This window comes from Robbsia sp. KACC 23696, from assembly GCF_039852015.1.
Lineage (GTDB): Bacteria > Pseudomonadota > Gammaproteobacteria > Burkholderiales > Burkholderiaceae > Robbsia.
Map to the genome: position 1 here is coordinate 93501 of NZ_CP156628.1, position 25615 is coordinate 119115.

Below are 25615 nucleotides of genomic sequence, written 5' to 3' on the forward strand. Positions count from 1 at the left end.
TCAGCGACGTAAGGGCTGCAACAGCGCACGCAGATTGTTGTGATCGATCTCGTGCATCAAGGCCAGCAGATGGCCGATCTGCCCCGGCGGGAAACCCTCACGGGCAAACCATGCCAGATAGGCTCCCGGCAGATCGGCCAACACGCGATCCTTGTATTTGCCAAACGGCATGCGCATCGTCGTCAGACGTTGCAGATCTTCTGGTTCCATCAATCCGCCATTCCCGTCCCGTCGAAACGGCCATTATCGGCTGCACCGACATCCCGCACAACCGTCCTTTTCTGCGTTCCGCCGTCGCCGCTGATGCGCTTTGTCGGCGTGGTAAGCGTTCGCTGCGTGGAAAGCGGATAGCGCGCGCCTGACTATAATGACCGATGACGCGACGCAGGCGTCGGTGCGCTGGCGTGGCTCGCGCTTTGCGCCCCTCGGTGCGCTGGCGCGGCAAGGCCGGCAGCCTTTCAGTTTGTCGCGCCCCGATCGTGCCGCTAGACTGAGGGTGCGACGCTGACGATCCCGTTCCCATTCGGCGTGTCCCGCAGGCATCACGGACATCGTCAACAGCAAGGCGCCAAGCGCCGAAAAAAGGCAGTGAAAGTGAGAAAGATTTTGCAATTGTCCGCCAGTGCGGCGCTGTGCGCGCTGGTGCTGTGTGGCGCGACCCGCTCCGCGTGGTCGGCGAGCGGCGGCGTAACCGGCACGACGGCCGCCGTTTCCGAAGTGCGCATCGAAGACATGACCTGGCCGGAAATCCGAGATGCCGTGCGTGCGGGGCGATCGACGATACTGATCCCGATCGGTGGCACCGAACAAAGTGGACCGTATATCGCCGTAGGCAAGCACGATGTGCGCGCCGGCGTCATTTCGACGCGCATCGCGCGGACGCTCGGCAATGCGCTGGTCGCGCCGGTCATCGCCTATGTGCCGGAAGGCAGCTATGCGCCGCCGTCTTCGCATATGCGCTTCCCCGGCACGATCACCGTGCCGGACGATGTGTTCGAAAAAACGCTGGTCGCCGCGGCGAACAGCTTCAAGGTGCATGGTTTCACGCGCATCGTTTTCCTTGGGGATCACGGCGGATATCAGGCGGATGTCCGAAAGGTGGTCGCGCAATTGAACCGTGAGTGGGCTGGCGGAACGGCGCGTGCCTTGGTGCCGGAAACGTATTATCGGACCAGCTCCGACGGCTTTAATGCGATTCTGCGGGCAAAGGGTTTCCGCGATGACGAGATCGGGACGCATGCCGGTCTGGCGGATGCGTCCCTGCAACTGGCCGTTGCGCCGTCGATGGTTCGGACCGAGGCCATGCAGGGCGCACCGAAGCCCGGCGTGGCGGATGGGGTATATGGTGGGGACCCACGCAAAGCCACCGCCGCATTGGGCCAGCTCGGCATCGATGCCATCGTGTCGAATACGGTTGCCGCCATCCGGCAGGCACAATGAGTGCTGATGCGGCAGGTGGCCGTGAGGCTGCGCTGCACGCAACTTCGCAGTGGCGCGGCGACGACTGCCCCGTGCGGTGCTAGTCTGCATGCTTGGGACTGCACGGAGTGTCTACGTCGCGCGTCTTTGACATCGATCTACAGGAAATTGTTCATGGCTTTGCAACAGCGTGGTGCGGTGAGAGCGACCGGTTTGGACGACGATGCGGCGCGTGAATCGGTGTGCGGCTCGCGTACCGCCCTGAGGGCGCGGGGAACGGGGCGCGCGCGCACCGCGATGACCGCATTGGCGATGTCGTTGACGCTGGTGAGCGCGGCGTATGCCGCCCCCGCGAGTGACGGCGCCGCCACCGCGCCGACCGCCGCGCGAAACGGTGCGCCATCGCCCATCCACTCGGTAGCGGGCATGATGCCGGTCACCGATCCGAACAATCTCTACAGCGACACGACGCCCAGCGATATGAGCCCCGCCGTCAAGGGCGCGCTGCCGCGTGTGTATGTCCCGAACCTGCGATCCGACGATGTGTATGTGATCGATCCGGCGACGTATCGCGTCGTCGACAAGTTCAAGGTCGGCCGCAGCCCGCAGCACGTGGTTCCCGGCTATGACCTGAAGACGCTTTGGGTCGCGAACAATGCGGAAGGGCATAACGACGGCAGCTTGACGCCGATCGACCCGCTGACCGGCAAACCCGGCGCATCGATTCCGGTGGACGATCCCTACAATATGTATTTCACGCCGGACGGCAAGCAGGCGATTGTCGTGGCGGAAGCGCACGCGCGTCTGGACTTCCGTGATGCGCATACGATGGCGCTACAGCAAAGCCTGGACGTGCCGGTGTGCAAGGGCATCAACCACGCGGACTTCTCGATCGACGGCAGGTATGCGCTGTTCACCTGCGAATTCGGCGGCAAGCTGGCAAAGATCGACATGGTCGATCGCAAGGTCGTCGGCTATCTGGAATTGAATAAGGGCGGCATGCCGCAGGATATTCGCGTCTCGCCCGACGGTCGCGTGTTCTATGTCGCGGATATGATGGCGGACGGCGTGTTCGTCGTCGACGGCGATGCGTTGAAGAAAATCGGCTTCATTGCCACCGGCATCGGCACGCATGGACTGTATCCGAGCCGCGACGGCAAGTTCCTGTATGTGGCGAATCGCGGTTCGCATCGCGTGCACGGGCCGCGGCGCGGTCCGGGGAGCGTGTCGGTGATCGATTTCGCGACGCGCCAGGTCGTGCATACCTGGCCGATCGCTGGCGGCGGCAGTCCGGACATGGGGAATGTCAGCGCGGACGGCAAGACGCTCTGGCTGTCGGGTCGCTTCGACGACGTCGTCTATGCGATCAATACCGAGAGCGGCCTGTCGCGATCGATCAAGGTCGGAATGGAGCCGCATGGCCTGACCGTGTGGCCGCAGCCGGGCCGCTATTCGCTCGGCCATACCGGGAATATGCGCTGAGCAGGATACGACTCGTTCAGTGAGCTGGCTGCGGCACGGCCACGCCGGCGCGGGCGAGCAGGTGCTCACAGCGAGGCGTCAAGTTCTGCAGGGTCAGCTCCTTACCGGCCTGGGCATAGCGCCCGATCAAGCTTTCCAATGCCGCGATCGCCGAATGATCGGTCACGCGCAGGTCACGGCAGTCGACGATGACACGCGCCGGATCGTTCGCGCTGTCGAACAGCGACAGGAACTGCGTCGTCGACGCGAAAAACAGCGTGCCGTGAGGCCGATAGACTTTGCGATCGGCGCTGTGCGGCGTTTTGTCGTCGTGGGCGGTCTTATCGTGTACGTCGTCGACGACATCGACGCGAATGTCGTGCGCATGCTGCCAGACAAAGTTCAGCGCGGCGATCAGGATGCCGCAGACCACCGCGATGGCGAGGTCGGTAAACACGGTGATGACGGTGACGGCGATGATGACCAGCGCATCGTTGCGGGGTACTTTGCGCAGGACGCGCAGCGAGCCCCAGGCGAAGGTCTGTTGCGCGACGACAAACATCACGCCGACCAAGGCTGCCATCGGAATCCGTTCGATCAACGGCGACAGGAACAGGATATATAGTAGGATCATCACGCCGCTGACGATGCCGGACAGCCGCGCACGGCCGCCGGACGACAGGTTGACGACGGTCTGGCCGATCATCGCGCAGCCACCCATGCCGCCGAACAGTCCCGACACGATATTCGCGGCGCCGAGCGCGATGCACTCGCGATTCGGCTGCCCGCTGGTCTGCGTGATGTCATCGGTCAGATTGAACGTCAGCAGCGTTTCCAGCAGTCCGACCATCGCCATCAGCACCGCATATGGGGCGATGATCCGCAACGTCTCGCCATTCAGCGGGGCGGTGGGAATATGAAACGCCGGGAGGCCGCCCGCGATGTGCGCCATGTCGCCGAGCACGCGAGTGGGCAGATGCAGCAGTTGCGTCAGCAGGCCGACGCCGATGATGGCGACCAGCGCGGCCGGCGCTGCTTTCGTCACGCGCGGCAGCAGATAGACGACCGCCATCGTCAGCGCCACGAGGCCCAGCATCATCAGGAGCGGGCCGCCTTGCAGCCAGTGCGTGCTGCCGTCGGGGGACGTCAGCTTGAAATGTTCAAGCTGCGCCATGGCGATGATGATCGCGAGCCCGTTGACGAAGCCCAGCATCACCGGATGCGGCACCATGCGAATCAGCTTTCCCAGCCGCAAGGCGCCGAACAGTACCATGACGATGCCGGACAGCACGACGGTGGCAAGCAGGTATTGCACGCCGTGCTGAACCACGAGGGCGACGATCACGACCGCCATCGATCCGGCCGCGCCCGAAATCATCGCGGGACGACCGCCGAACAGGGCCGTGATCGTGCAGATGATGAAGGCGCCGTAGAGACCCATCAACGGGTTCAGGTGCGCGACCAGTGCGAACGCGATGCATTCGGGCACCAGCGCGAACGACGAGGTCAGGCCAGCGAGAACATTCTGGCGTAAAGCGACGGCATTCATGCGTTTCCTATTTCAGGGCCGCTTGCAATGACGCGGCCCAGCGAAAACACCATGACAGACGCTTCTGGGGAAAGAGGGCAGCGTCACCGGCAAGCAGCGACGGGCGAGTCGACATCCATTCCAATCGTCGGGCATCGCGTCCTGGGGGCGCACAAACACAGCGACCAGGGTGAAAGCATTCACCGCATGCATCGCCACGCAGGCCCAGGACGCACGCGCCGACATGGCACGAATTGACTCTGGAAAACCCGTATTGTGCCATTTTTCACTGTATTTCGCTAACGCGACACGGACTGTGCGGGATTTTTGCGACGCGTGCGACGGTCCGAAGGCCGTGACACGCGGCGTTGTCAAAAAGGTAAGGATTTCCCCTTCAGGAATGAGAAAGCCGGCCGTTAAACCGTATGAGGGCGGAGAGCGCGTGCCGAGGAATGGCGTGCTTTCGGGGTTATTACAACCAACCGTGATGCGTATTCGAGGCGTGCCCCGACGCATCCAACCCAGGCGATTCGAGGCGGGGACAGCACGATTCGCACAGCACTATCGTTCTTTATGCGATCTACAGAATGCTACGGAGTGGGATTGGCAGAGTCGACCGACAGGTTCGATGCATCGGTGCGCCACGCGTTATGGAGCCAGCGCAGACTGGCGATCGATCCGGATCGGCGCGTGCGCGTCCTTGTGGTGGACGACAACGAAACCGCGGCGGAAGCCTTGTCGCTGGCGCTGGCCGAGGATGATTACGAGACGCGCTATGTGTTCGGCGGCGTCTCGGCCATCCAGTTGGTATCGCATTGGGTGCCGGACATCATCATTCTGGACATCAATATGCCGGAGTATGACGGGTTCGAGACGGCGCATCTGCTGCGCTGTCTGGTGAACACGCGCAACGCGGGCATTATCGCCTTCACCGCCTTGTCGGCGCCCGACGTCGCGCGACAGGGACTGCCGGCCGGCTTCGACGCCTACTGTCAGAAAGGTTGTACGCTGGATGCCATCACGAGCCTGATCGATCATCTCGTGGTGCGGCAGGCGCGATAAGGTTGGCAGGGCCGTCGATACCCAATGCCCGCGCCAAGGCCGCGAGCATCCCGGGCCGGTCCGGCTGCGCCGCCTGCAACAGGATGATCGGGCGGGCGTAGCGGTGCGCGTCATCGTCCACATCGCGGCGGTGCCGCGCGTCGATCCGATTTTCAGGGCGGTCGATGGCGGGAAGCGCCCCGGTTTGCGCGATTGTCGTGAGCGACGTCAGACGACAGCCGTGCGCGAGTCTCTCGATCCCGTGCCATCCCGGCAGCAGGCTGAACCCCACGCCATCCGACACCAACATCACGATCGTTTCCAACGCGTCGAGGTCGCATACGATCGGCGGCGCGATGCCCGCGTCCTCGAGCCAGCGCGCCGCGTGGCGACTGCCCCAGGCCTGCGGGTCATATCGGATATACGGCAGGGATTGCAGGATCGACGCAATCGCATCGTGTCGCGTCGGTCCGCCGCGCGTGGGCGTCCTAAACTCCTCCTGATTGTCGGCGCCCGATTGCTGCGTGCCGCGCTCGCCATCCAGGCGATACGGACCCTGCAGCGGCGTGACGAGCATCAAAGGCTCCTGCCGCAGCGTTCGTGCCGTAAGCGTTCGCGGCAAGCCGAACGGCGGCGTGGCCAGCAGGGCGGCATCGAGCGAGCCATCGGCCACCGCTTCGTAGAGTTCTCGCGACGTGCCGGGCACGATGACCGGTTTGATGCCGGGTGCATCGGCGGTGAGCCGACGCAGTGTCGCTGGCATCAGGCCGGTCAGCGCGGTGGAAATCGCGCCGACGCGTAAGGTTCCACGTACCACGCCCGGATCAATGTCCGCCGCCAGCCGCGCGGCTTCCCGGACAATGTGTCGTGCTCTGGGCACGAGATTCAAGCACGCTTCGGTCGGACGGGCGGTATGTCGGGCGCGGGACAGCAGCGACACGCCGAGCTGGCGTTCCAGCGCCTGGATGCGCTGGCCGACCGCTGCGGCCGTCAATCCTTCGGCGCGCGCGGCTTCGGCGATGGATCCGGTATCGACCACCGCGAGCAGGCTCCGCAGATAGCGCGTATCCAAAAGATTTCCTTTCGAAGCGATAAAAAATTACATGCTATCGCTTTTGAATGGTCAATGCTACGCTGCTTTTTTTAAAAACACGCCGGCCTGATCCGCGCGGAGAGCCCCATGAAGACCGCCTTCCACCTTGCCTATCACGTTCGCGACCTCGACGCGTCCCGCGCCTTCTATGGCACGCTTTTGGGTTGCACCGAAGGGCGAAGCACCGATACGTGGGTTGACTTCGATTTTTTCGGTCACCAGATCTCGTTGCACCTGGGCGAGCCCTTCCCGGTGACGAACACGGGCCGTGTGGGCGATCACATGGTGCCGATGCCGCATCTGGGCTTTGTGATGGAGATGGCCGACTGGAAAGCGCTGGCGGCCCGTTTGACCGAAGCGAAGATGGATTTCGTACTGGCGCCGCAGATCCGATTCGCCGGCGAGCCAGGCGAACAGGCGACGATGTTTTTCCTCGATCCGTGCGGTAATCCGATCGAGGTGAAGGGGTTCACGGGCATGGACAACCTGTTCGCCAAGTAAGTTCACGGGAAAGTCGGGCGGCGGCGCATACGGTAAGATGTGACCTATCGCCTGACGCCCGCTATTCGCCCCTCATCCTCATGAAGCAAATCGCCGTAGACTCCGAGACATCCGATCCGCAGGTCCCTGCCGTTGTGGAAGAGGGCGGCGACAAGGCCCGCGCAGCAGGCAGGCCGCGCGCCCGATCGGGCGCAAAAGCGCGCGCCGCCGCGGTGAACGAGCCAGTGGTCGACACGGTGACGCGTCCACTCTTCGTCTCGTCGGATCTGTCCGGCGTGCCGGGTGCAGCGTCGGCGGGCTCGCCTGACGGTGCGACGCCCGAATCGACGCCCGCGCCGGACCGCATCCCGTCCCGCGCGGCCGGGTTTCCGCATATCCTCAGCCTCGATGATTTCGAGGCCGCCGCACGGCGCCACCTGCCGCGTCCGATCTTCGGCTATGTGCACGGCGCGGTCGAGGACAACGTGTCGGTCCGCGCCAATCGCGAGTCGTTTCAGCGCTACCGTTTCATTCCCAAGACGCTGGTGGACGTGTCGCGTCGTTCGATGCGCACGACGCTATTGGGGGCGACATACGACGCGCCGTTCGGCATCGCGCCGATGGGGATATCCGCCTTGTCCGCGTATCGGGGCGACGAAGTGCTGGCATTGGCTGCGGCCGATACCGGCATTCCGATGATCATGAGCGGATCCTCTTTGATCCGCATGGAGGACGTGGCGGCCGTCAATCCCGATGCCTGGTTTCAGGCCTATCTGCCGGGCGAGCAGCAGAAGATCGATGCTCTGATCGACCGCATCGCGGCGGCGGGGTTCAAGCGCTTGGTCATCACCGTCGATACGCCGGTGTCGGCGAATCGCGAGAACAATGTGCGAACGGGTTTTTCGACGCCGTTGCGGCCATCGCTACGGCTGGCCATCGATGGCATCACCCACCCGCGCTGGCTGTTCGGGACTTTCCTGAAGACGATCGCCAAGCATGGCATGCCCCACTTCGAGAACAACTACGCGACCCGTGGCGCGCCCATCATGTCGAAGTCCGTGCTGCGCGATTTCGCAGACCGCGGTCATTTGAACTGGGCGCACATCGAGAAGATCCGTCAACGCTGGCAGGGTATGCTGGTGATCAAGGGCATCCTCGATGTCGACGACGCCCGGACCGCACGCGCCATCGGTGCCGACGGCATCATCGTCTCGAACCACGGCGGGCGGCAGTTGGATGGCACGGTAGCGCCGCTGACGGTATTGCCTGCGATTGTCGAAGCCTTGCCGGATTACCCAGTGATGCTCGATAGCGGTATCCGACGCGGTACCGATGTGTTGAAGGCGCTCGCCTTGGGCGCCAGTTTCGTCTTCGTCGGCCGACCGTTCAATTATGCCGCGTCGATCGGCGGTCGTGACGGCGTGCTGCATGCCATCGATCTGTTGCGCCAGGAGGTGTCCCGCGACATGGGGATGCTCGGCGTGACGTCGATCGCCGGGATCTCCCGGGATCGTCTGGTCAGTATCTGAGCGCGGCGCGTTGCACGACGCGGCTGCGCGACGCCGGCCGGCCGTGCTAGCTGCGCGACATCAATCCTGCAGCAGGCCCTTGCGCTCGATAAAACGAATCACCTCGTCCAGCCCCGCGCCGGCTTTCGTATTGCACATCACGAAGGGGCGTACGCCACGCATCTTTGCCGCATCGCTGGCCATCACGTCCAGCGACGCCCCGACCATCGGAGCCAGGTCCGTCTTGTTGATCACCAGCAAGTCCGACTTCGTGATGCCGGGGCCGCCCTTGCGCGGGATCTTTTCGCCACCGGCGACGTCGATTACATAGATCGTCAGATCCGATAGTTCCGGGCTGAAGGTTGCCGCCAGATTGTCACCGCCGGACTCGATGAAGACGATGTCCGCATCGGGAAAACGGGTCAGCATCCGATCCACCGCTTCGAGATTGATCGACGCATCTTCGCGAATCGCCGTATGCGGGCAGCCGCCGGTTTCCACGCCCATGATCCGCTCGGCGGGCAACGCGCCCGCGACCGTCAGCAGGCGTTGGTCTTCCTTCGTATAGATATCGTTCGTAATCACCACGAGGTCATAGCGTTCACGCATGGCCTTGCACAGCATTTCGACCAAAGTGGTCTTGCCGGAGCCCACCGGGCCACCGATGCCGACGCGTAACGGCGGCAACTTTTTCGTACGAGTGGCGGCAATAGCAGAGGAGGAGGTCGTCATGATCAGGAGCGAAACAATCGTGAATATTGAGATTCATGCCGCGCCGACAGGATCGCGAGCAGCGGCGAGAAGGTGGACATCGCGTGCGGTGGCGTTTGCATAGCGTCTTCCGCGGCGCGGGCGATGTCGCCGCGCAGACCCCAGAGCACGCGTTGCCCGGCAAGCTGGCCTAGTGGCACCGCTTTCAACGCGGCCGCGACCTGATTTTCCACCCAATTGAAGGCGTAGGCGGCACAGCTTGCGCGCGCGCCGGCGCCATGCGCGCGGGCGGCAAAGGCAAAGGCCGTCGGTAAGGCCAGCGGTTTCATCGATGCCAGCACGGCACGCGCCGCCGGCTCGCCCCATTCGAGCGAGACGCAAAGCTGGGAGAGCGACCAGCCCATCTGCTCGGTCTCCTGACGCAATTCAGCCGATTCACGGCTGGCCAGGAACCACGCATCGGCTTCTCGCAGTGCGGTCGTCGGCGCGGTATCGGTGTGCGCTGACGGCTGGAGCAGTGCGTCCCACCGTTGCCATTGCTGGGCGAGGAAGGGGAGTTCGCAGCGCGCCAGCACCGTCGACAAGCCATTGCGTATCCAGGTGCCGGCCGATTCGCCATCGTGGATCCAGCCGCAATCCACCGCGGATTCGAGTCCTTGCGAATAGCTGAAGCCGCCGATAGGCAACGCCGGCGATGCCAGATGCAGCAGGGAAATCAGCTCGTGATTCGCTGTCTCCGAGCCGCCCGGTTGCGTGACGGCGGCGTCCGACGACGTCGGCGCGCCTGTCGACGCGACGTCAGTGCTTGTGGTCATCGTGCTTATGCCCGTGATCGTGTCCGTGCTTATGCCCGTGAGCGTGGTCGTGATCTTGAGACGGCGCATCGGCGGCTTTTTTTACCGGCGATTTTCGATGAATCTGCACAGGTGCATGTCCATGGTCATGGCCGTGGTTGCACGCCGCGGTGTGCACATGACCCGGGCCGCCATGGTCGTGCTTGTGATCATGGTCGTGACTGTGGCCGTGATCGTGTTTGTGATCATGACCGTGACCATGGTCATGGCCCGCATGTCCATGCTCGGCATAGACCGTTTGCGCGAGCGCATAGTCTTCCGCGAACGTAGCGTCGTGGCCGTGCTTGTGGCCGCCGCCGTACGCACCCGGTTCCGGCTGGAATGGGGCATCCACGGCTGCGACGCTCATGCCGATGCCTTGCAGCATGGCGCGCAGCACGCTGTCCGCTTCCAACTGCAGATAGCCTTCGCCGAATTCCACCGGCGTGTGGCGATTGCCCAGGTGATAGGCGGCACGGATCAGCTGCGCCAGCGTCGGCGCCGTCACCCGCATCAACGGTTCTGCGGCGGCGACGATGCGCACCAGGCCGCCATCGTCGGCCACCAACACATCGCCTTCGGCCAGGACGGTGCCGCGCGGCAGCACCAGACCCACTTCCTCGCCGCTTTCCAGCGTGGCGGCCTGACGGCTCTTGCAACGCGCCTCGTACGGCAAGGTCAGCACGCCGGCGCGGGCCAGCAACGGTTTTGCCAGCCGCACGCTGCGGTCCAGGCGTTTTTCGATCTTACGCATTGCGATTCTCCTGCATTCGGACTATCACTGCTTCCGTTCGACGCACACGTGTGCGTCAGAACAGGAAGTAGCGTTGTGCCATCGGCAGCACCTTGGCGGGCTCGCACGTCAGCAACTGGCCATCGGCCATTACCTGATACGTTTCCGGGTCCACCGTGATCTTCGGCTGCCAGGCATTGTGAATCATCTGTGCCTTGGTGATGTTCCGGCATGCCTTGACCGCCACCAGTTGTTTGTTCAGCCCGTAACGACCGCCGATGCCGGCATTCAAGGCCATTTGCGAAACGAAGGTCAGCGAGCTGCGCGCGAGCGCGCCGCCGCGCGAGCCGAACATTTCCCGGTAATGCACCGGTTGCGGCGTCGGGATCGACGCGTTCGGATCGCCCATCAGCGACATCGCGATCATGCCACCTTTCAGGATCAGCGCCGGCTTCACGCCAAAGAAAGCCGGGTCCCAGATTACGATATCGGCCCACTTGCCCACTTCGAGCGATCCCACTTCGTGCGAGATACCGTGCGTGATCGCCGGATTGATCGTGTACTTGGCGATGTAACGCTTCACGCGGAAGTTATCGTGGCGCGCGTTATCCGGAGGCAGCGCCCCGCGCTGTACCTTCATCTTGTGCGCCGTCTGCCACGTGCGCATGATGACCTCGCCCACGCGCCCCATTGCTTGCGAATCCGACGACAGCATCGACAAGGCGCCCAGGTCGTGCAGGATATCTTCGGCGGCAATCGTCTCGCGACGGATGCGCGATTCGGCAAACGCGATATCTTCGGCAATCGACGGATCCAGGTGATGGCAGACCATCAGCATGTCCAGATGTTCGTCGAGCGTGTTGACCGTGTACGGGCGCGTCGGGTTCGTCGAGGACGGCAATACGTTCGGCTCGCCGGCCACGGCGATGATGTCCGGCGCATGGCCGCCGCCGGCCCCTTCGGTGTGATACGTGTGAATCGTGCGGCCCTTGAAGGCCTTCACCGTCGCTTCCAGATAGCCGCCTTCGTTCAGCGTATCGGTATGGATCGCGACCTGCGTGTCGGTGTCTTCGGCGACGCTGAGGCAGGTATCGATCGCCGCCGGCGTCGTGCCCCAGTCTTCGTGCAGCTTCAGACCGATGGCGCCGGCAGCGATCTGCTCGAGCAGCGGGGCAGCCTGGCTCGCATTGCCCTTGCCGAGGAAGCCCAGGTTAATGGGCCAGCCGTCGCCGGCCTGCAGCATCCGCTCCATATGCCAGGGACCGGGCGTGCAGGTGGTCGCGAAGGTCCCCGTGGCCGGACCGGTGCCGCCGCCTAGCATAGTCGTCACGCCGGAGCACAGCGCTTCATCGATCTGCTGCGGGCTGATGAAGTGAATATGCGTATCGATGCCGCCGGCGGTCACGATCTTGCCTTCGCCGGCAATGACCTCGGTGGCTGCGCCGATCGCGATCGTCACGCCCGGCTGAATATCCGGATTGCCAGCTTTGCCGATGGCGGCGATGCGGCCGTTCTTGATGCCGATATCGGCCTTGACGATACCCCAGTGATCGATGATCACCGCGTTCGTAATCACGGTATCGACGACATCGGCATGGCAGCGCTGCGACTGGCCCATGCCGTCGCGAATGACCTTGCCGCCACCGAATTTCACTTCCTCGCCGTAGATCGTGGCATCGTGCTCGATCTCGATCAACAGTTCCGTGTCGGCAAGCCGGACACGGTCGCCCGTGGTGGGGCCGAACATTTCCGCATAAGCGCGGCGGTCGATGCGAAGCGTCATGTGCTGGTCCTGGTTGGTGCGCGTCGGCGGGAGCCTCGTTCGAGGCACTCCCGCGCAGCTATCTTGAAAAGCGTCCGGTCGATGCGCGGGAAGCGCTTATAACGGGCCCATGATCTTGGCGTTGAAGCCATAGACGATCCGGTCGCCGTCGAGCGCGACCAGTTCGACGGTCCGTTCCTGGCCCGGTTCGAAGCGCACGGCGGTTCCGGCGGCGATGTTCAGCCGGAAACCCCGCGCTTGCTCGCGCGGAAACGCCAGCGCATCGTTCACTTCGTAGAAGTGGAAATGGGAGCCGATCTGGATCGGACGGTCGCCGGTGTTCGAAACCGTCACGCTGACGGTCGCACGGCCGGCGTTCAATTCGAGTTCGCCTGGTTCGGTCAGCAGTTCACCGGGAATCATTGCAGCCTCGTCGAGATCTGAAAGCGTCAAATGGGAAGGGTGCCCGCGGCGCCAACGGGGGGTTATACAACCATTTTCCGTGGCGGGGACACGTAAATCTTTGCAAAATGCAGGCTTGCCCCGTGCACGGCGTGCCGGGCACGGGGCAAGCGGTCCGTCCCGGGTCAGGGGATGGGGTGATGCACGGTGACCAATTTCGTACCGTCCGGGAACGTGGCTTCCACCTGGATGTCCGGAATCATCTCGGGCACGCCATCCATCACATCGGTGCGCGACAGCAGCGTCGTCCCGTAATGCATCAGATCCGCAACGGTCTGACCATCACGTGCGCCTTCCATCAACGCGGCCGAGATGAACGCCACCGCTTCCGGGTAGTTCAGCTTCAGCCCGCGGGCGCGTCGGCGTTCGGCCAATAGCGCGGCGGTGAAGATCAGCAGCTTGTCTTTCTCTCTCGGAGTCAGGTTCATTGGATGACGGTGTCTAGGGGTGAAGCGAAAAAGGAAACGATAGCCGTGCCGTGCCCGCCGTGCCAACCACGCACCATGGACCGACCCGCATTCATCAGGTGCGCCAGATCCGCAGTGGGCGCGCCGGGACGCCATGAATCAAGGGACGCAATGCCGTCCAACACTGCGTGAGCAGTTGCTGCAACGCTTCCATGCGCTGTGCGGTCACGCGGATCAATACTACGCCATCGGGCAGGCAGGTGAGGCCGGCACGCATGGTGTCATCGAAGGGCAACATCGCGCGGACGTCTTCCACCACGGCATGTTCGGCCAGGCCGGCTGCCCGTGCGGCTGGCACCACCGCCCAAAGCGTGCCGAAACTGGTCCAGCCGTCCAGGCCTTGCGCCGAGAGTCGGATCGCGTCGTCCGACGAAAACACCGCCTGCTCGGCCCAGAGCAGCGTGCCGTCAGGGCGTTGCAGGCGCACATCGGCGTGCAGATCCGCATCGCGCCACGTTTCGCCGGCGGCCTGACGTCCCAGCAAGCAGGCATCCCAGCCGATCGCCGACGCGTCCGCCGCAATCTCGACGTGTACCGACATGTCGGCACGCGCGTGATCGAAAACGATATTATTCTGCGGCAGCCAGTCGAGGCGGGCGCCGTCGGCCACGCGGAAACGCAGATGCTGCGCCGCACGGCGGCCATTCGCCTTGTACCATTTCGTGGCGCCGGGAGTCGACAGCACCGCGTGCGCGTGCGCGTCGAGTGTCACATCGATGCGCAGCGTATCACCGCCCGCGATACCCGCCGGCGGATGAACGATCAGGGCGTGACAGATGCCGGGCCCTTCCGGGAACAGGGTTTTCTGAATCCGCAACGGCCCGACGTGTCGACACGATGCCATGTAGGTGGCCGAGTCCGTCACCGAGCGGGTCGCGAAGCGGAGCGCAAGCCGAGCTTGCCAGCCGGCATCATCGGCGGCCGGGGTGTCCAGGTTGGCGCCATGCGGCGCCCCGCCCGCAGGGGCGACGGCATCGTTGAACGGGAAGGCAGTTACGGCGTCGAGCATAAATCGAGTGACAATGGGCGGGCAGGCGGCGCGGCGTCGCGGCAAATCCACGTTTTGGAAATCATTGAACAGAACGCTATCGTGACGGACCAGGCGCTGTTTCGACAACGATACCGTGATCGGGACGCAAGCGCGTCAGTCGGTCGGGAGTAAGGCGTGTATTCGGCGTAGTACAGTGCGCAAATTATCGCGCCGACCGGCTTGGCGCAGCGCGAAGCATGAACGAAAATCGCGTTGTCGGCAATTTGACAATATTCCACGAGGAGCAGGCATTGACGGCGATTAACGACGAGCAAAACGGGATCGCGCCCGCTCGGCGAGACGCCCAGCTGGGCAATCCCTTGCAAATCGAAGACTTGCCGGTCGACAAGCCGTTGGACATACGGGTACTCGATGCCGACGGAACGTTGCTGCTGGATATCGGCGCGGTGGTCGACACGGTGCGGCGGGCGCAATTGTTTCGTTACTTCCGCCCGCATCGGCCGCGCGATGCGGCGCCGCAGGCGGAGGACGGCAGCGAAGCCGGTCAAACATCGCCTTATGGCGCGGAATTCGCCGAGACGCCGAGCACCGGCGGTTTGCCGCCCGACCTGCGTGTCGGTGCGACAGACGACGATGACGCGCTGCGTGTCCGACGTGCCATTAATGAGATGGGCTTGTCCATCGGCAATCGACTGGCCATTCGCCTGCCGTTGGGGAACGGCGGCCTTGCGTACGCGAGCCGATTGATCGGTGTCGCGCCGCACGGCCCCTTGATGGTGATGCCGCCGGTGCTCGACCACGCTCGCCTGAAGCTGACTGTCGGCGAGACGGTCGAGGTGGTGGCGGTCTGTCCGCGATCGATCTACCTTTTTGCGTGCACCGTGGAATGGTTGGCCACGATGCCGTTCCATCACGTCGTTTTGTCGCCGCCGGCGCGTATCCGAAAGCTGCGCGAGCGCCGGGCCATCCGCTCCCCGGCGCGCCTTGCCGTGCTGTACACCCCGATCAAGGTCAGTCTGCTCGATCCGTCGCACAAATCCGCGCCGCTTCCATCCCCCGCGCCCGACGCCGGCTTGACCGCCGACGCCACCCTTACTGCTGGCGGTGGTGATGCCAGCGTCATTTCTGGCGGCGATCCCGCCGAGGCCGCGGCGAATCCGGTTGCCGATGCGGCGATGCGGGAGGCCCCGGGCTTGGGCGTCGCCATCAATGTCAGTACTTTCGGTATGTTACTCGCGGCGGACCGGCCTCTCGGCGCGGTGGGCGAGCAGTTGAAGGTCAACTTCTATGTCGAGGCGGAGGGCGTGCCGGTCGCCGTCGATGTGGAAGGAACGATCCGCAGCGTCAAGCAATCGAAGTCGAAAGACCCGTCTACGGGCGACTGGGTGCATGGCCTGGCATTCGCCACGCTGACGCCGACGCAATACCTCGTGCTGAAAAGCTATGTGCTCAGTCTGCGCGTGGAACACGACTGGAACTGACACGCCGTCTAGCGCAGGAAGAACGCCTGACGATCAGCGCGCGATGCCGCCATCGTCGGCGGCATTGTCATCGTCATGGAGTTGCACCCGGACTCCCAGCACGACCGTCCTTTCCGGAAGTTCGACCGATAAGTCGAGTCGCGCAACGCCGTTTAATTTGACGCTGTCGCACGGTTCGAGCGGGATCGGCAGTGGGTCGTTCAAATCGACCCCTGCCAATGCGGCTGTGCCGCGCACGACGAAGAGCAATACCAGATCGTCGGGCAACGTAAAGCGTCCCGGGCCGCGCCAGACTTCCACCTGCCCATTGGCGCTATCGCGCCGAACCATCAGATTGAAATCATGCGTGGGGCCATCGACGAGCTTCGCTTCGGGAGGCGTTGCCCCGTCGAAGCCGAACGCGCTCAGCGGTTCGCGCAGTGCATGCGAGGCGCCTGCCGCGGCGTGATGCGTCAAGTCGAGCTCCATGCCGGCGCCGCCAAGCAGTACCAAGGTACGATCGATGCCAGGATAGGTCGAGAAAGAAACATCGGCCGAAATCTGCGCCATGCTCGCGCGCCAGATGAAATCGTCCATCGTTGCACTCTCGGGCGAGATCGCCACTTCGCAGCTCGCTCCACGGCCATTCGACCAGAGCGTTGTCTCCAGCGTTGCCGCGCGCCGTATGGCAAGCGGAAGCGCTGTATCCACAGTCTTCATCATGTCGGATCGAATCCTGAAGCACAGGCGGTATCGCGCGATACCGCCCTTGGTCCATGAATTAATCATACCGCCAACCGCCAATTTTATTTTTTTAAAAACGGCATGCCCTGTTTGATCCGCGCCTCGGCGGTCGGCGACTTACACCGTTATTGCGGCAATTATTGTTTCAAACAGTGGTAAGGAGGCATTTAATCATCGGATCGTAAAGATTGTTGAAATTACGTTGCGCGCGCCTTGATAGAGTGGATTCCGCCGAGACGACCGCCCGACGCACCGAGCAGATCTCTCGACGCCAGCTTGGCCGTGCGGATCGTGCAGATCGACGATCGGCCCCTACCAAGTGCGCAGGAGGTTAATGCGCCCGGCAAACATCAACCGGCCTGCAAAACGGAGTGCATGTATGTTTTCTCCCGTGTATTTTCCTCTCGTCGCGGCGCTGGCGGCAAACGAACCCGCCATCATTGGCCGTGTATCCGACGGCCGTTTGGTGGATGCATTGTCTGCGGCTGCGCGAATGCTCGACTCGCCCTCGGAGAAGTCGAACGCCGACATCGTTCGGCTCACTGCCGATCTACGCTTGGTCGCCGACCAGACGGAGGATGCGGAAGATGGCTATCGGCGGACGTTACGCATCATGCGGGCCTCGCACGAACTCCGGGCGATGTCTTGCCGTGACACGGGTTGGCAGGCCATGTTCCGTCACCGCAGCGGGACGGCGCTGAGTTGTTGGGTCCGCGTGTTGGGCGAACCGAATTTGGACCCCGATCGGCGCCGCGAGGCGCGTTTTGCGCTGGTGGCCGTCTTGGGTGAGCTGGGCAGATTGACGGAAATGGATCGGGCGTTGGATGCGTTCGAGGCGGATGTCGCCGAGGCGCATCCGATATGGCGTGAACTGGCATCGCTGATGCGTTTCGATATCGCGGTGCAGAACGAGATCCGTCAATCCGAGGCATTACAGGATCATGTTTATTGGCAATCGATTCGGCGCGATACGGCCGGTCCCGAAGCCAAGGCGCCCAAGACCGCGCCGACATCGGCGCTACTGCGGATGCGTTTCCAAGCGCTGAACGATCTACGCATGCTGGCCAATGGTGCGAGAGATGCATTCGCAAGCCTGGACGCGCATCTGCGCTGGGCAAACCAGGAAAACCAGGTTGAATATCAGCGTGCATTGCGTGTCGATATTGCCGTGGCGAGTCTGAGCAGCAGCAGCTTCGGTGTGGCGGAGCAAGTGTTGCAGCCGCTCAGCGATCCGGCACGCGATACCGCTGGCCGTCTGCAATTGGAGCATCTGTATTGCACGGCGAAAGTCCGACGAGAACAGGGGCGCACGGCCGATTGGCACCAGAAGTACAGTCGCTATGCCTTGCTATCGCTGCGCGCCAGCCGCGATGACGCCCGCGTGCCGACGCCGTATTCGGTGCGCGAAGCCGCCCGTCCCGACGCGCCGCTCGATGATGTGGGCGCGCGTTTGCCAGCGAAATACCGCCGCGCCTATCGTTATCTATTGGCCAATCTCGATCGACGAGATCTGTCCGTGCGAGAAGTCGCGGCTGAAATCAAGGTGACCGAGCGCGCGCTCCAAACGGCCTTCAAGAACTTTGTCGGTTTGACCCCGACCGAAGTCATTCGTCGACGCCGCATGGAATCCATTCATGCGGAGTTATCGCATGAGGGCAATGACAAGACGGTACTCGACGTTGCGAACAGCTGGGGCGTGATGCATCGCTCCACGCTGGTCAACGGCTATCGGAAGTATTTCGACGAAGTGCCTTCGGAAACCTTATCGCGCTGAACGGCGGGTTTTCTCCCCGCGCGCAGGCCGTCGGCGGTTCGCGACGGCCTGCATTGTCGAGTGCGCCCAGAAGCGCGACGCCGGACGGGCGAGCCTGCGGCGCTTTGCCTGACGGCACCGGTTCGGATCAGGAAACACCGCGACGCATGCGCTGATTTCCCTGTTAATTAATTGATAGTACAACTGTTAGTGACTTTTAAAAACGTGAGGGGAAGACCAGTGTCGTGCAAGCCGCAACGGTCGCATAAGCAGTGTGTGGGGAGGGGGCGTGCGGATCGCTATGGTTTGAACGACCGGTGCGCGCACGGCATGTCGATGCAGCTGCATGGAACGCGATCGTGGTTACGGCAACGCGCGTCGGAGAACCGCTGGCGGTCGGCACCGGTTTTACAAGACGTCGAGCGGCGCCGTCTCCGATGCACGATCGCCGTGCGGCGTGCGCGCCTCGCTGCCGTCGCCGCCGTCTTGCGAGAGATAGCGTGGCGCGTCGTCCCGAGCGCTGTCATGCAGCGCGGCATCTTTCTCGTTCGCTGCAGCATGGGCCGCAGTGGGGGCGTTCGGTGTTTGCAGCGAGCCGAACGTCTCCACGCGATAGCCGTGAGCATATTGCGTGCTCAGGCGGACGCCGTGGACGCCGGACAGCAACAGCTTTTTTCGCAGCTTGTAGATGTGCTGTTCGAGCGTGCGGCCGGCCACCTCTTCGCCGCAGCCCCAAATCGCGATCGATATTTGTTTGCGACTCAGATACTGGCCGGGGCGCGAAAACAGCATCCATGCGATCGCGAACTCTCTCGGCGTCAATTGCACCGTTTGCCCATTGAAAACGACGGCACCAATGCGTTTTTCAAGGCGGTATTCAGACAGTCTCAACGTCTCGCCGACAACCGGATCCTGCTGCGCGCGCCGGATAGCGCGCGAGGTCCGCACGAACAGTTCGTCCTGATCGATGGGCAGTCGCACGATATCGTCGGCCCCCAGGGAAAAAGCGAGGTCCAGCGCCGCGCGGTTGGCGAAATGACCGACGAGGATCAAGGGCACTTGCAAGCGCGACTGGCAATGACGCGATACGAAAAGCGGCCTATTTTCCCGCAGTGCACCGATATCGTTCGCCTCCATCAGGATGGCTTCGAACAGGTCGCGCGTCAGTGCCCGGATCAACGCCTTGTCATCACTGAAGGAAACGATACTCGTGTCGTCGCTGAAGCACGACGTTACGGCGTCCTGGAAGCGCTGGCTGGAAGTCACAATGGCAAGTTTCACGGGCACACCGGTAGAAAATCAAAGACGAAGGAAATGTCGAACACGCTGGCTTCGGCGCATTGCATGCATGCGTGCCAGTCGCCTCGATGGCGAATGAGCCATTTCTTAACTTTATGTAACAAAAAGCGAAACGGCGGTTCCGCATTTCGCTTGAAACGGTCGTATTTCGTTCGGCGTGCGATTGATCAGTAAACGATTGCTCTAACAGGCAATAGAGTCCGAAGCAGGCGGGGGGCATGCGAATCGGGTCTGACAGGTTCAGACAACTCCTACACGCGATTGCTGTACTTGCCCACTACGATGGCGTGACAGACAGGGAAATGGCATGGCGCCCCGCGCCGATGGTGACTGCGATGACGGTAGACAGAAATAAGATGCACGACAGCGATGCTTTGAACGATGCGTGCGTGGACGAGGCGATGGCGAACATGACACGCGGCGACGTCCCTCGTCCGATGCGTTGGACCGACGGCACGGCCGACGTACGCGGCGAGAACGCGACCACGCTCCAGATGAGCGTGGAGCGCTGGGCGGCCGATGCGCATCAGGCGGCCGATGAATTGCGGGCCGAAGCGGCGCTGCGCATTTTGCAGTGCTGGGAAACCGATGCGACGGTGCTCGATTTGCGTGACCTTCGGCTATCGACGCTTCCTCCCGGCCTGTGGATGCTGAGCCAGCGCTATCCGCGGCGAACGCCGGGGATGCAGGGCATGCCGATGTGCGAACGATCGCCTGCTGATGACAGGCACACTGAACCGTCTCAGCCGTCTCAGCCGGCTGCGCGCTTGCGTCAATTGCTGTTGGATGGCAATTGCCTCCGCGTGCTACCGGAGCGTATCGCGTGCCTGTCGTCGTTGCGGCATCTGAGCGTCGCGCATAATCGGCTTACTTCCTTGCCGGATGCATTGAAGCGCCTCCCGGCACTGTCCTATTTGAATGTCGCCGCAAATGATCTGGAGGGATTGCCGGACGCACTGGGTGAGGCGGTCGCGCTCGAGTTTCTGCGCGCCGACGGCTGTCTGTTGCGCTGGATTCCCCCGTCCTTGGGGTCGCTGCCGTTGCTTCGGGAGCTGGATGTCTCCGATAACGCTTTGACGTCGCTGCCGGACGCGATCCGCTGGCTACCCGCTGCCTGTGTCGTGCGCTTGCATGACAACCCGCTTCCGGATCGCGTCCGTCGGGCCTTGCGCGACGGCCCGGCCGCGCCGGTCTGGATGTTCGATCATCGTGGCGCGCAACCCTTCTCGCGGACGCTCGATGAAGCGGCGTTTGCCTGGCTCATTGCCGGTGCGGACCGATGTCGGGCATCGCTCGATGTCTGGCAAGGCATCGCGGCCCGTCATCCGGACGTCGCCTGCGCGCTAACGCGTCTGCTCGACGACCTCGGCAGTCTGCCCGAAGCGACGAATGGCGATACGCGGAAAGCGTTCCGAGCCGCGGTGCGCGACGTACTGAAGGACATCGAGGCGGCGCCGGCGGGGGTCATCCGTTTTCTTGCGCAAGCAGAGACTGCCATGCCACGGCGACGGGAGGCTGAACACGGCGATCTACCGGTCGCCGATGACCTTCCCGGTGAAGTGGCGCGTCGCCGCGCGGCCTGGACGCGGACCCACTGGGCAGGCGTGTGTGCTGCGGTCCCCCCGAAACGCCAGGCCGACAAAACCGATATCGTGTGGGCGCCGCGCAAACCTTTGTCGGACGGCGATCTCACGCTCGGTCCGGCATGCGAGGAGCGCCTTCGGACATGGATCGACAATTACGTCGTCGCGCATCCCTTGTTGGATTGCGCCGATGTGTTGCATGCATGCCGAATCGTCGTCGGGCATTTTGACCGCCATGCCGCCGTGCAGTCGTTCCCGCGTCCTGTTCTGCCGGCTTTGCGCTCATCCGCACCGGCTTTTCTGCCGCTTGCCCCCGCCTTGCACGTGATGTCCGAGGACGATATCGTCGATTGCCTCCGGACGGTTCGGACCGAGGGGGAAGACGGACATTCGCTTGCGGGCGACTGCGCCGAACGCGGAAACTGTATCGGATGATGCGATCGTGATTGCCGGAAGGCGCGCGCGGCAGGCACAATACGTGTAGCAGATGCACAGATCCAGGCCCTGAAAAGCCGAGCCTCCGGTATGGGTTTCCGATCGCCGGGCATGCGCCGCGCCGTTTTACGTGCGGAGCTTGCCCGGCGGCGGCGTCCCAGTTCGGCGGGTTGCCGCACGTGGAAGAATATGATTCGTAGAATTGGCGTTTACGTCGACGCAAGCAATATCGGAATGAACGGGGGGCATGGCATGCGCTATGACGTCCTGCGCGCCTTGGCCTGTCGCGACGACGGAGAGGCCCAACGGCTGAACGTTTATCTGGCATTCGACGAGCGCCGCTCCGACACCTATCCCGAATACGGCGCCCGGGCGTTGGCCTATCAGGCCGCCCTTCGGGATCAGGGCTTTCGCGTGACCGTCAAGCCGGTTAAATATTACCGTGACGAAGACGGCGTCGAGACGACGAAGTCGAACGCTGATCTGGATATGGCAGTGGACGTATTGACCGAGTCTGAGCGGCTCGATACGGTGCTGTTGGCCACGGGGGACGGGGATTTCATCCGCGTCGTGCGGGCGCTGCAGAGCAAGGGTTGCCGCGTGGAGGTCCTGGGTTTCGACAATGTGTCGCGGGAACTGCGGGACGGTGCGGACCAGTTCATCAATGGTTATCTGGTGCCGAATCTGCTGCCGCTGCGCGACAATCCGACGCCGGGTTCGCGGTGGGGGCAGTATGGCGCCAAGGTGCGGGGCATCTGCAACCGGTATTCGCCGGAAGACGGCTATGGCTTCATCGCCTACTGGTCGGCCTTGCCCGAGACGCCGATTCTGGCCGCAACCGAGACGAAACCGGCGTATTTCAAGCTCTCCAGCCTGATCGACCCGCAGGTGGCCGCGCGGCTGCCGTCCCGGCAGGTCGTGCTCGAATTCGAACTTCATCCCCCGGCGCGGCCCGACGGTGCGCCCGAAGCGCGGCGTATTCACGTCATTAGCGCCTGACAGCCGCGGCCATGTCATCGGCCGTAACGGGCGGCATCCTTTACACTATCTGTCGATAACGGTCATACAGAGGATGTATTGCATGAGAGCAGCGAGCCAGTTACAGCAGGATCTGTCTTCGGCACGGAATGACCTCGGCATGGCTCGCCATCGACGCCGCGCCGATGCATGGCGTCGATGGGGCGCAGTGAGCGTGCTGGCCGGACTCGGCGCTTTGGCGGGCTGTAGCAGCAAGCAGGACGCGTCCACCGGCAATTTTGCGACTGCGCTGAACCATTACCTCGACGTCGATGGCGACCTCTGCCTGAACGTCGGGCGCTTCCCCGCGGATATCGACGAAGCGGCGCTGAAGGCGCAGGCGAGTACGCCGGCGGGTCCGGCGGCGCAGATGGCTGCATTGCAGCGCGCTGGCTTGGTCAGCTCGGTGGATGTGCTGACGGGTGGCATGGCCTATAGCGACCAACATCTGACGGGCCGCCGCGCGCTCGTACGCCGTTATACGCTGACGACCGCCGGCCGTGATGCGACGCGCAAGATCGTCGGTGACGAAGTGCAGGCTACCGGCAAACACGAGGTGGAGCGCAGCGACCTGTGCTATGGCAAGATCGAAGTGGACAAGGTCATTGATTGGGATGGCCCGACCACGGTGGACGGGCGCAAGGAAGCGGTCGTGCATTACACCTATAAGGTGAGTCACGTAGCGGATTGGGCCAAGACGCCGGCGCTGGGTGCGGCATTCCCCGCCTTGCAAAACACCTTGACTGGTGCCGACGATGCGCGTTTGAGCACGACGATGGTGCTCGGTAAGGACGGATGGGCGGCCAAGGGCGCAAAGGGCCCGGAAAATCCATGAAGCAGTGGGCGGCAGGGCCAAGTCGGACCCGTGTGATGGGTTGTCGTCGTCCGGAAGAAGGAGGGCGGTGTGGCCGGGCCAGATAGTTATGAACGTCTGATCGAGGTCATCACGGCGCGGCACGATTCCTTAGGTAGACGGGCGCAGGACATTGCCCGTTTCGTCATCCAGAATCCAAACGACATCGCGCTGTCGTCGTCGAAAACCCTCGCCGCAGTGATCGGGGTGCAATCGTCGAACCTCGTACGGTTTGCGCAGGGATTCGGTTATGCCGGCTTCTCCGAGATGCAGCGCGTGTTCCAGTCCCGGCTCGTTGCCGAGGCGCCGGGTCAGGCCGAGCGCATGGATGCACTGCGGATGGACATGCGCACAGGCTTGCAGGCCATGTCGCCTGCCGACGCGTCACCGCTTGCAGGGACGGGCGATCGCGCCCGACCGACGCGCGTATCGCGCGCCGGACGCCCGCGTGACGCAAACGATGCCGGCCCGTTGCAGCGCGTGGTACACGACCTTGCCGCGCACGACATGGCAGCGATCCGTGACTTGGCGCAATCGGTTTCGGAAGCCAGTTTGGCGATAGCGGCGGATACGCTCGCGCAGGCCCGCACGATTTATATCGCGGGACAACTGCGGGCGTTTCCGGTCGCGGCCTATCTGCACTATGCGATGCTGCATTTGCGTAGACCGGTGCATCTGGTCAGCGTCGGCGGTGGACTGGCGCCGGAGATTGCCCAACTGAGCGGTCCCGAGGACGTGCTCATCGCGGTCAGTTTCCGATTCTACGCAAGAGAAGTGGTGGATTTGGTCGAGGAACGTGCGCGCCACAAGGTGCCGGTCATCGCCATCACCGACAGCACATTGTCGCCACTTACGAAGCACGCCGTGACCAGTTTGATCGTGCCGGCGGGCGAGCACAACTTTGCGGCATCGCTGGCCGCGCCGATGTGCGCGGCGCAGTCACTGGTGATGGCGATGGCCGCGCGACTGTCGCTCGATCTCGACGGCCGGGCCCCGCGTTCGACTCAGTAAGCGCTGGCTTTGTCGATCGCGGCGATCTGATCCGGCGTCAGCGTAAGATGCATCGCGTCGGCGAGCGACTGCAGCTGTGTCAGCGACGTGGCACTGGCGATCGGTGCGGTGATGCTGGGCCGTGCAATCTGCCACGCCAGCGCAACGCTGGACAGCGGCTTGCCATGCGCGGCGGCGACCTCGTCGAGCGCCTTCAGAATCTTCAGGCCGCGTTCGTTCATATACGTGCCCACTTTGTCCCCGCGCTTGCCGTTTTTCACGTCGGCCATCGTCCGGTACTTGCCCGTCAAGAAGCCGCTTGCTAGCGCGTAGTAGTTGACCACGCCCAGTTTCAGATCCTTCACCGCCGGTTCGACTTCGCGCTCGTAGGCCGCGCGATCGTACAAATTGTATTCCGGTTGCACGACGGTATAGGCCGGCAAGCCATCACGCGCGCTGATGGTCGCCGCTTCGTGCAAGCGTGCGCCCGAGTAGTTCGATGCACCGATCAGACGCACCTTGCCGGCTTTGATCAAGGTGTCGTAGGCGGCCAGCGTTTCCTCCAACGGCGCGCTGTCGGGCAAATCGCGATGCGAGAAGTAGAGGTCGACATAATCCGTCTGCAGACGTTGCAGGGAGTCATCGATCGCTTTCAGGATATTGGTGCGCGATAGACCGGGGCGTTTGTCCGCGATGCCGACCTTCGTCGCCAATACGAATTGCGAACGCTTGCCAGACTTCTTGAACCACTTGCCGAGGATCGTCTCGGACTCGCCGCCTTCGTTGCCCGGCTTCCACTGCGAATACATATCCGCGGTATCGATGAAGTTGATGCCCGTATCCGCTAGCGCATCCAGAATGGAAAACGACGTCGCTTCGTCGATCGTCCAGCCGAATACATTCCCGCCGAGGACGATGGAAGAGACCTGGATATCGGATTGCCCCAATGAACGAAGTGCCATGTCGCGTATTTCTCCATAACGGGTAGAGGG

23 protein-coding genes and 1 pseudogene are annotated in these 25615 nt (G+C 63.0%); 11 read left to right on the forward strand and 13 right to left on the reverse strand.

Features of this window, described 5'->3' with window-relative positions; all coding sequences use genetic code 11:
• Positions 1–210 carry a DUF3820 family protein gene (locus tag ABEG21_RS21820; protein WP_347558661.1) on the reverse strand — a complete coding sequence of 70 codons (210 nt, stop codon included), beginning with the start codon at positions 208–210 and terminating at the stop codon, positions 1–3.
• A gap of 507 nt (positions 211–717) precedes the next feature.
• On the opposite strand from ABEG21_RS21820, the gene ABEG21_RS21825 reads away from it, so the two are divergent.
• Together ABEG21_RS21825 and ABEG21_RS21830 are read left to right on the forward strand one after the other, a co-directional pair.
• Positions 718–1440: a creatininase family protein gene (locus ABEG21_RS21825; RefSeq protein WP_347559116.1), complete on the forward strand. Its 723-nt coding sequence runs from the start codon at positions 718–720 to the stop codon at positions 1438–1440.
• 276 nt (positions 1441–1716) lie between these two features.
• Positions 1717–2901 carry a YncE family protein gene (locus ABEG21_RS21830; protein WP_347559117.1) on the forward strand — a complete coding sequence of 395 codons (1185 nt, stop codon included), beginning with the start codon at positions 1717–1719 and terminating at the stop codon, positions 2899–2901.
• Between the two features lie 16 nt (positions 2902–2917).
• Here the strand turns inward: ABEG21_RS21830 and ABEG21_RS21835 are convergent, their stop codons facing one another.
• The gene (locus ABEG21_RS21835) at positions 2918–4429 is read right to left on the reverse strand and encodes a SulP family inorganic anion transporter (RefSeq protein WP_347558662.1); all 1512 of its coding nucleotides are present in this window, start codon (positions 4427–4429) and stop codon (positions 2918–2920) included.
• Between the two features lie 582 nt (positions 4430–5011).
• On the opposite strand from ABEG21_RS21835, the gene ABEG21_RS21840 reads away from it, so the two are divergent.
• Positions 5012–5470 carry a response regulator gene (locus ABEG21_RS21840; protein WP_347558663.1) on the forward strand — a complete coding sequence of 153 codons (459 nt, stop codon included), beginning with the start codon at positions 5012–5014 and terminating at the stop codon, positions 5468–5470.
• On the opposite strand, the gene ABEG21_RS21845 is transcribed toward ABEG21_RS21840, so the two are convergent.
• The gene (locus tag ABEG21_RS21845; protein ID WP_347558664.1) at positions 5427–6521 is read right to left on the reverse strand and encodes a LysR family transcriptional regulator; all 1095 of its coding nucleotides are present in this window, start codon (positions 6519–6521) and stop codon (positions 5427–5429) included. The two genes, ABEG21_RS21840 and ABEG21_RS21845, sit on opposite strands and share 44 nt — an antisense overlap.
• Before the next feature lie 108 nt (positions 6522–6629).
• Between ABEG21_RS21845 and ABEG21_RS21850 the strand changes: the two genes are divergently transcribed.
• Together ABEG21_RS21850 and ABEG21_RS21855 are read left to right on the forward strand one after the other, a co-directional pair.
• Positions 6630–7043, forward strand: coding sequence for a VOC family protein (locus tag ABEG21_RS21850; RefSeq protein WP_347558665.1), 414 nt, complete (start codon positions 6630–6632; stop codon positions 7041–7043).
• A gap of 80 nt (positions 7044–7123) precedes the next feature.
• Entirely contained in the window at positions 7124–8551 is a 1428-nt protein-coding gene (locus ABEG21_RS21855; protein WP_347558666.1) for an alpha-hydroxy acid oxidase, read from the forward strand.
• A 60-nt stretch (positions 8552–8611) separates the two neighbouring features.
• Here the strand turns inward: ABEG21_RS21855 and ureG are convergent, their stop codons facing one another.
• The 7 genes and pseudogenes from ureG to ABEG21_RS21890 all read right to left on the reverse strand — a co-directional run bounded on the left by ureG (position 8612) and on the right by ABEG21_RS21890 (position 14507).
• Positions 8612–9262 (reverse strand): urease accessory protein UreG, encoded by a 651-nt coding sequence (gene ureG, locus ABEG21_RS21860; protein ID WP_347558667.1) that lies wholly within the window; start codon positions 9260–9262, stop codon positions 8612–8614.
• Between the two features lie 2 nt (positions 9263–9264).
• Entirely contained in the window at positions 9265–10056 is a 792-nt protein-coding gene (locus ABEG21_RS21865; protein WP_347558668.1) for an urease accessory protein UreF, read from the reverse strand.
• 121 nt (positions 10057–10177) lie between these two features.
• Positions 10178–10828 (reverse strand): annotated as a pseudogene (ureE, locus tag ABEG21_RS21870) (urease accessory protein UreE); the annotation flags it as partial.
• 55 nt (positions 10829–10883) lie between these two features.
• Complete coding sequence (gene ureC / locus ABEG21_RS21875) at positions 10884–12590, reverse strand: urease subunit alpha (RefSeq protein ID WP_347558669.1); 1707 nt, start codon at positions 12588–12590, stop codon at positions 10884–10886.
• 96 nt (positions 12591–12686) lie between these two features.
• Positions 12687–12992 (reverse strand): urease subunit beta, encoded by a 306-nt coding sequence (locus ABEG21_RS21880; protein ID WP_347558670.1) that lies wholly within the window; start codon positions 12990–12992, stop codon positions 12687–12689.
• Positions 12993–13156: 164 nt separating this feature from the next.
• Positions 13157–13459: an urease subunit gamma gene (locus ABEG21_RS21885; protein ID WP_347558671.1), complete on the reverse strand. Its 303-nt coding sequence runs from the start codon at positions 13457–13459 to the stop codon at positions 13157–13159.
• 94 nt (positions 13460–13553) lie between these two features.
• Entirely contained in the window at positions 13554–14507 is a 954-nt protein-coding gene (locus ABEG21_RS21890) for an urease accessory protein UreD (RefSeq protein ID WP_347558672.1), read from the reverse strand.
• A 218-nt stretch (positions 14508–14725) separates the two neighbouring features.
• Between ABEG21_RS21890 and ABEG21_RS21895 the strand changes: the two genes are divergently transcribed.
• Entirely contained in the window at positions 14726–15970 is a 1245-nt protein-coding gene (locus tag ABEG21_RS21895; RefSeq protein ID WP_347558673.1) for a flagellar brake protein, read from the forward strand.
• A gap of 33 nt (positions 15971–16003) precedes the next feature.
• On the opposite strand, the gene ABEG21_RS21900 is transcribed toward ABEG21_RS21895, so the two are convergent.
• Positions 16004–16672: a HutD family protein gene (locus ABEG21_RS21900; protein ID WP_347558674.1), complete on the reverse strand. Its 669-nt coding sequence runs from the start codon at positions 16670–16672 to the stop codon at positions 16004–16006.
• 400 nt (positions 16673–17072) lie between these two features.
• On the opposite strand from ABEG21_RS21900, the gene ABEG21_RS21905 reads away from it, so the two are divergent.
• On the forward strand, positions 17073–18467 hold the full coding sequence (locus ABEG21_RS21905; RefSeq protein ID WP_347558675.1) for a helix-turn-helix transcriptional regulator: 1395 nt from the start codon (positions 17073–17075) through the stop codon (positions 18465–18467).
• Positions 18468–18854: 387 nt separating this feature from the next.
• Here ABEG21_RS21905 and ABEG21_RS21910 read toward each other — a convergent pair whose 3' ends face one another.
• The gene (locus tag ABEG21_RS21910) at positions 18855–19727 is read right to left on the reverse strand and encodes a response regulator transcription factor (protein WP_347558676.1); all 873 of its coding nucleotides are present in this window, start codon (positions 19725–19727) and stop codon (positions 18855–18857) included.
• 353 nt (positions 19728–20080) lie between these two features.
• Here ABEG21_RS21910 and ABEG21_RS21915 point away from each other — a divergent pair, with 353 nt between their 5' ends.
• The 4 genes from ABEG21_RS21915 to ABEG21_RS21930 all read left to right on the forward strand — a co-directional run bounded on the left by ABEG21_RS21915 (position 20081) and on the right by ABEG21_RS21930 (position 24644).
• The gene (locus ABEG21_RS21915) at positions 20081–21763 is read left to right on the forward strand and encodes a leucine-rich repeat domain-containing protein (protein WP_347558677.1); all 1683 of its coding nucleotides are present in this window, start codon (positions 20081–20083) and stop codon (positions 21761–21763) included.
• Positions 21764–21952: 189 nt separating this feature from the next.
• Positions 21953–22762: an NYN domain-containing protein gene (locus ABEG21_RS21920; protein ID WP_347558678.1), complete on the forward strand. Its 810-nt coding sequence runs from the start codon at positions 21953–21955 to the stop codon at positions 22760–22762.
• An 82-nt stretch (positions 22763–22844) separates the two neighbouring features.
• Entirely contained in the window at positions 22845–23615 is a 771-nt protein-coding gene (locus ABEG21_RS21925; protein WP_347558679.1) for a hypothetical protein, read from the forward strand.
• 69 nt (positions 23616–23684) lie between these two features.
• Entirely contained in the window at positions 23685–24644 is a 960-nt protein-coding gene (locus ABEG21_RS21930; RefSeq protein WP_347558680.1) for a MurR/RpiR family transcriptional regulator, read from the forward strand.
• Here ABEG21_RS21930 and ABEG21_RS21935 read toward each other — a convergent pair.
• Positions 24638–25585: an aldo/keto reductase gene (locus ABEG21_RS21935; RefSeq protein WP_347558681.1), complete on the reverse strand. Its 948-nt coding sequence runs from the start codon at positions 25583–25585 to the stop codon at positions 24638–24640. The two genes, ABEG21_RS21930 and ABEG21_RS21935, sit on opposite strands and share 7 nt — an antisense overlap.
• Positions 25586–25615: the final 30 nt, after the last annotated feature.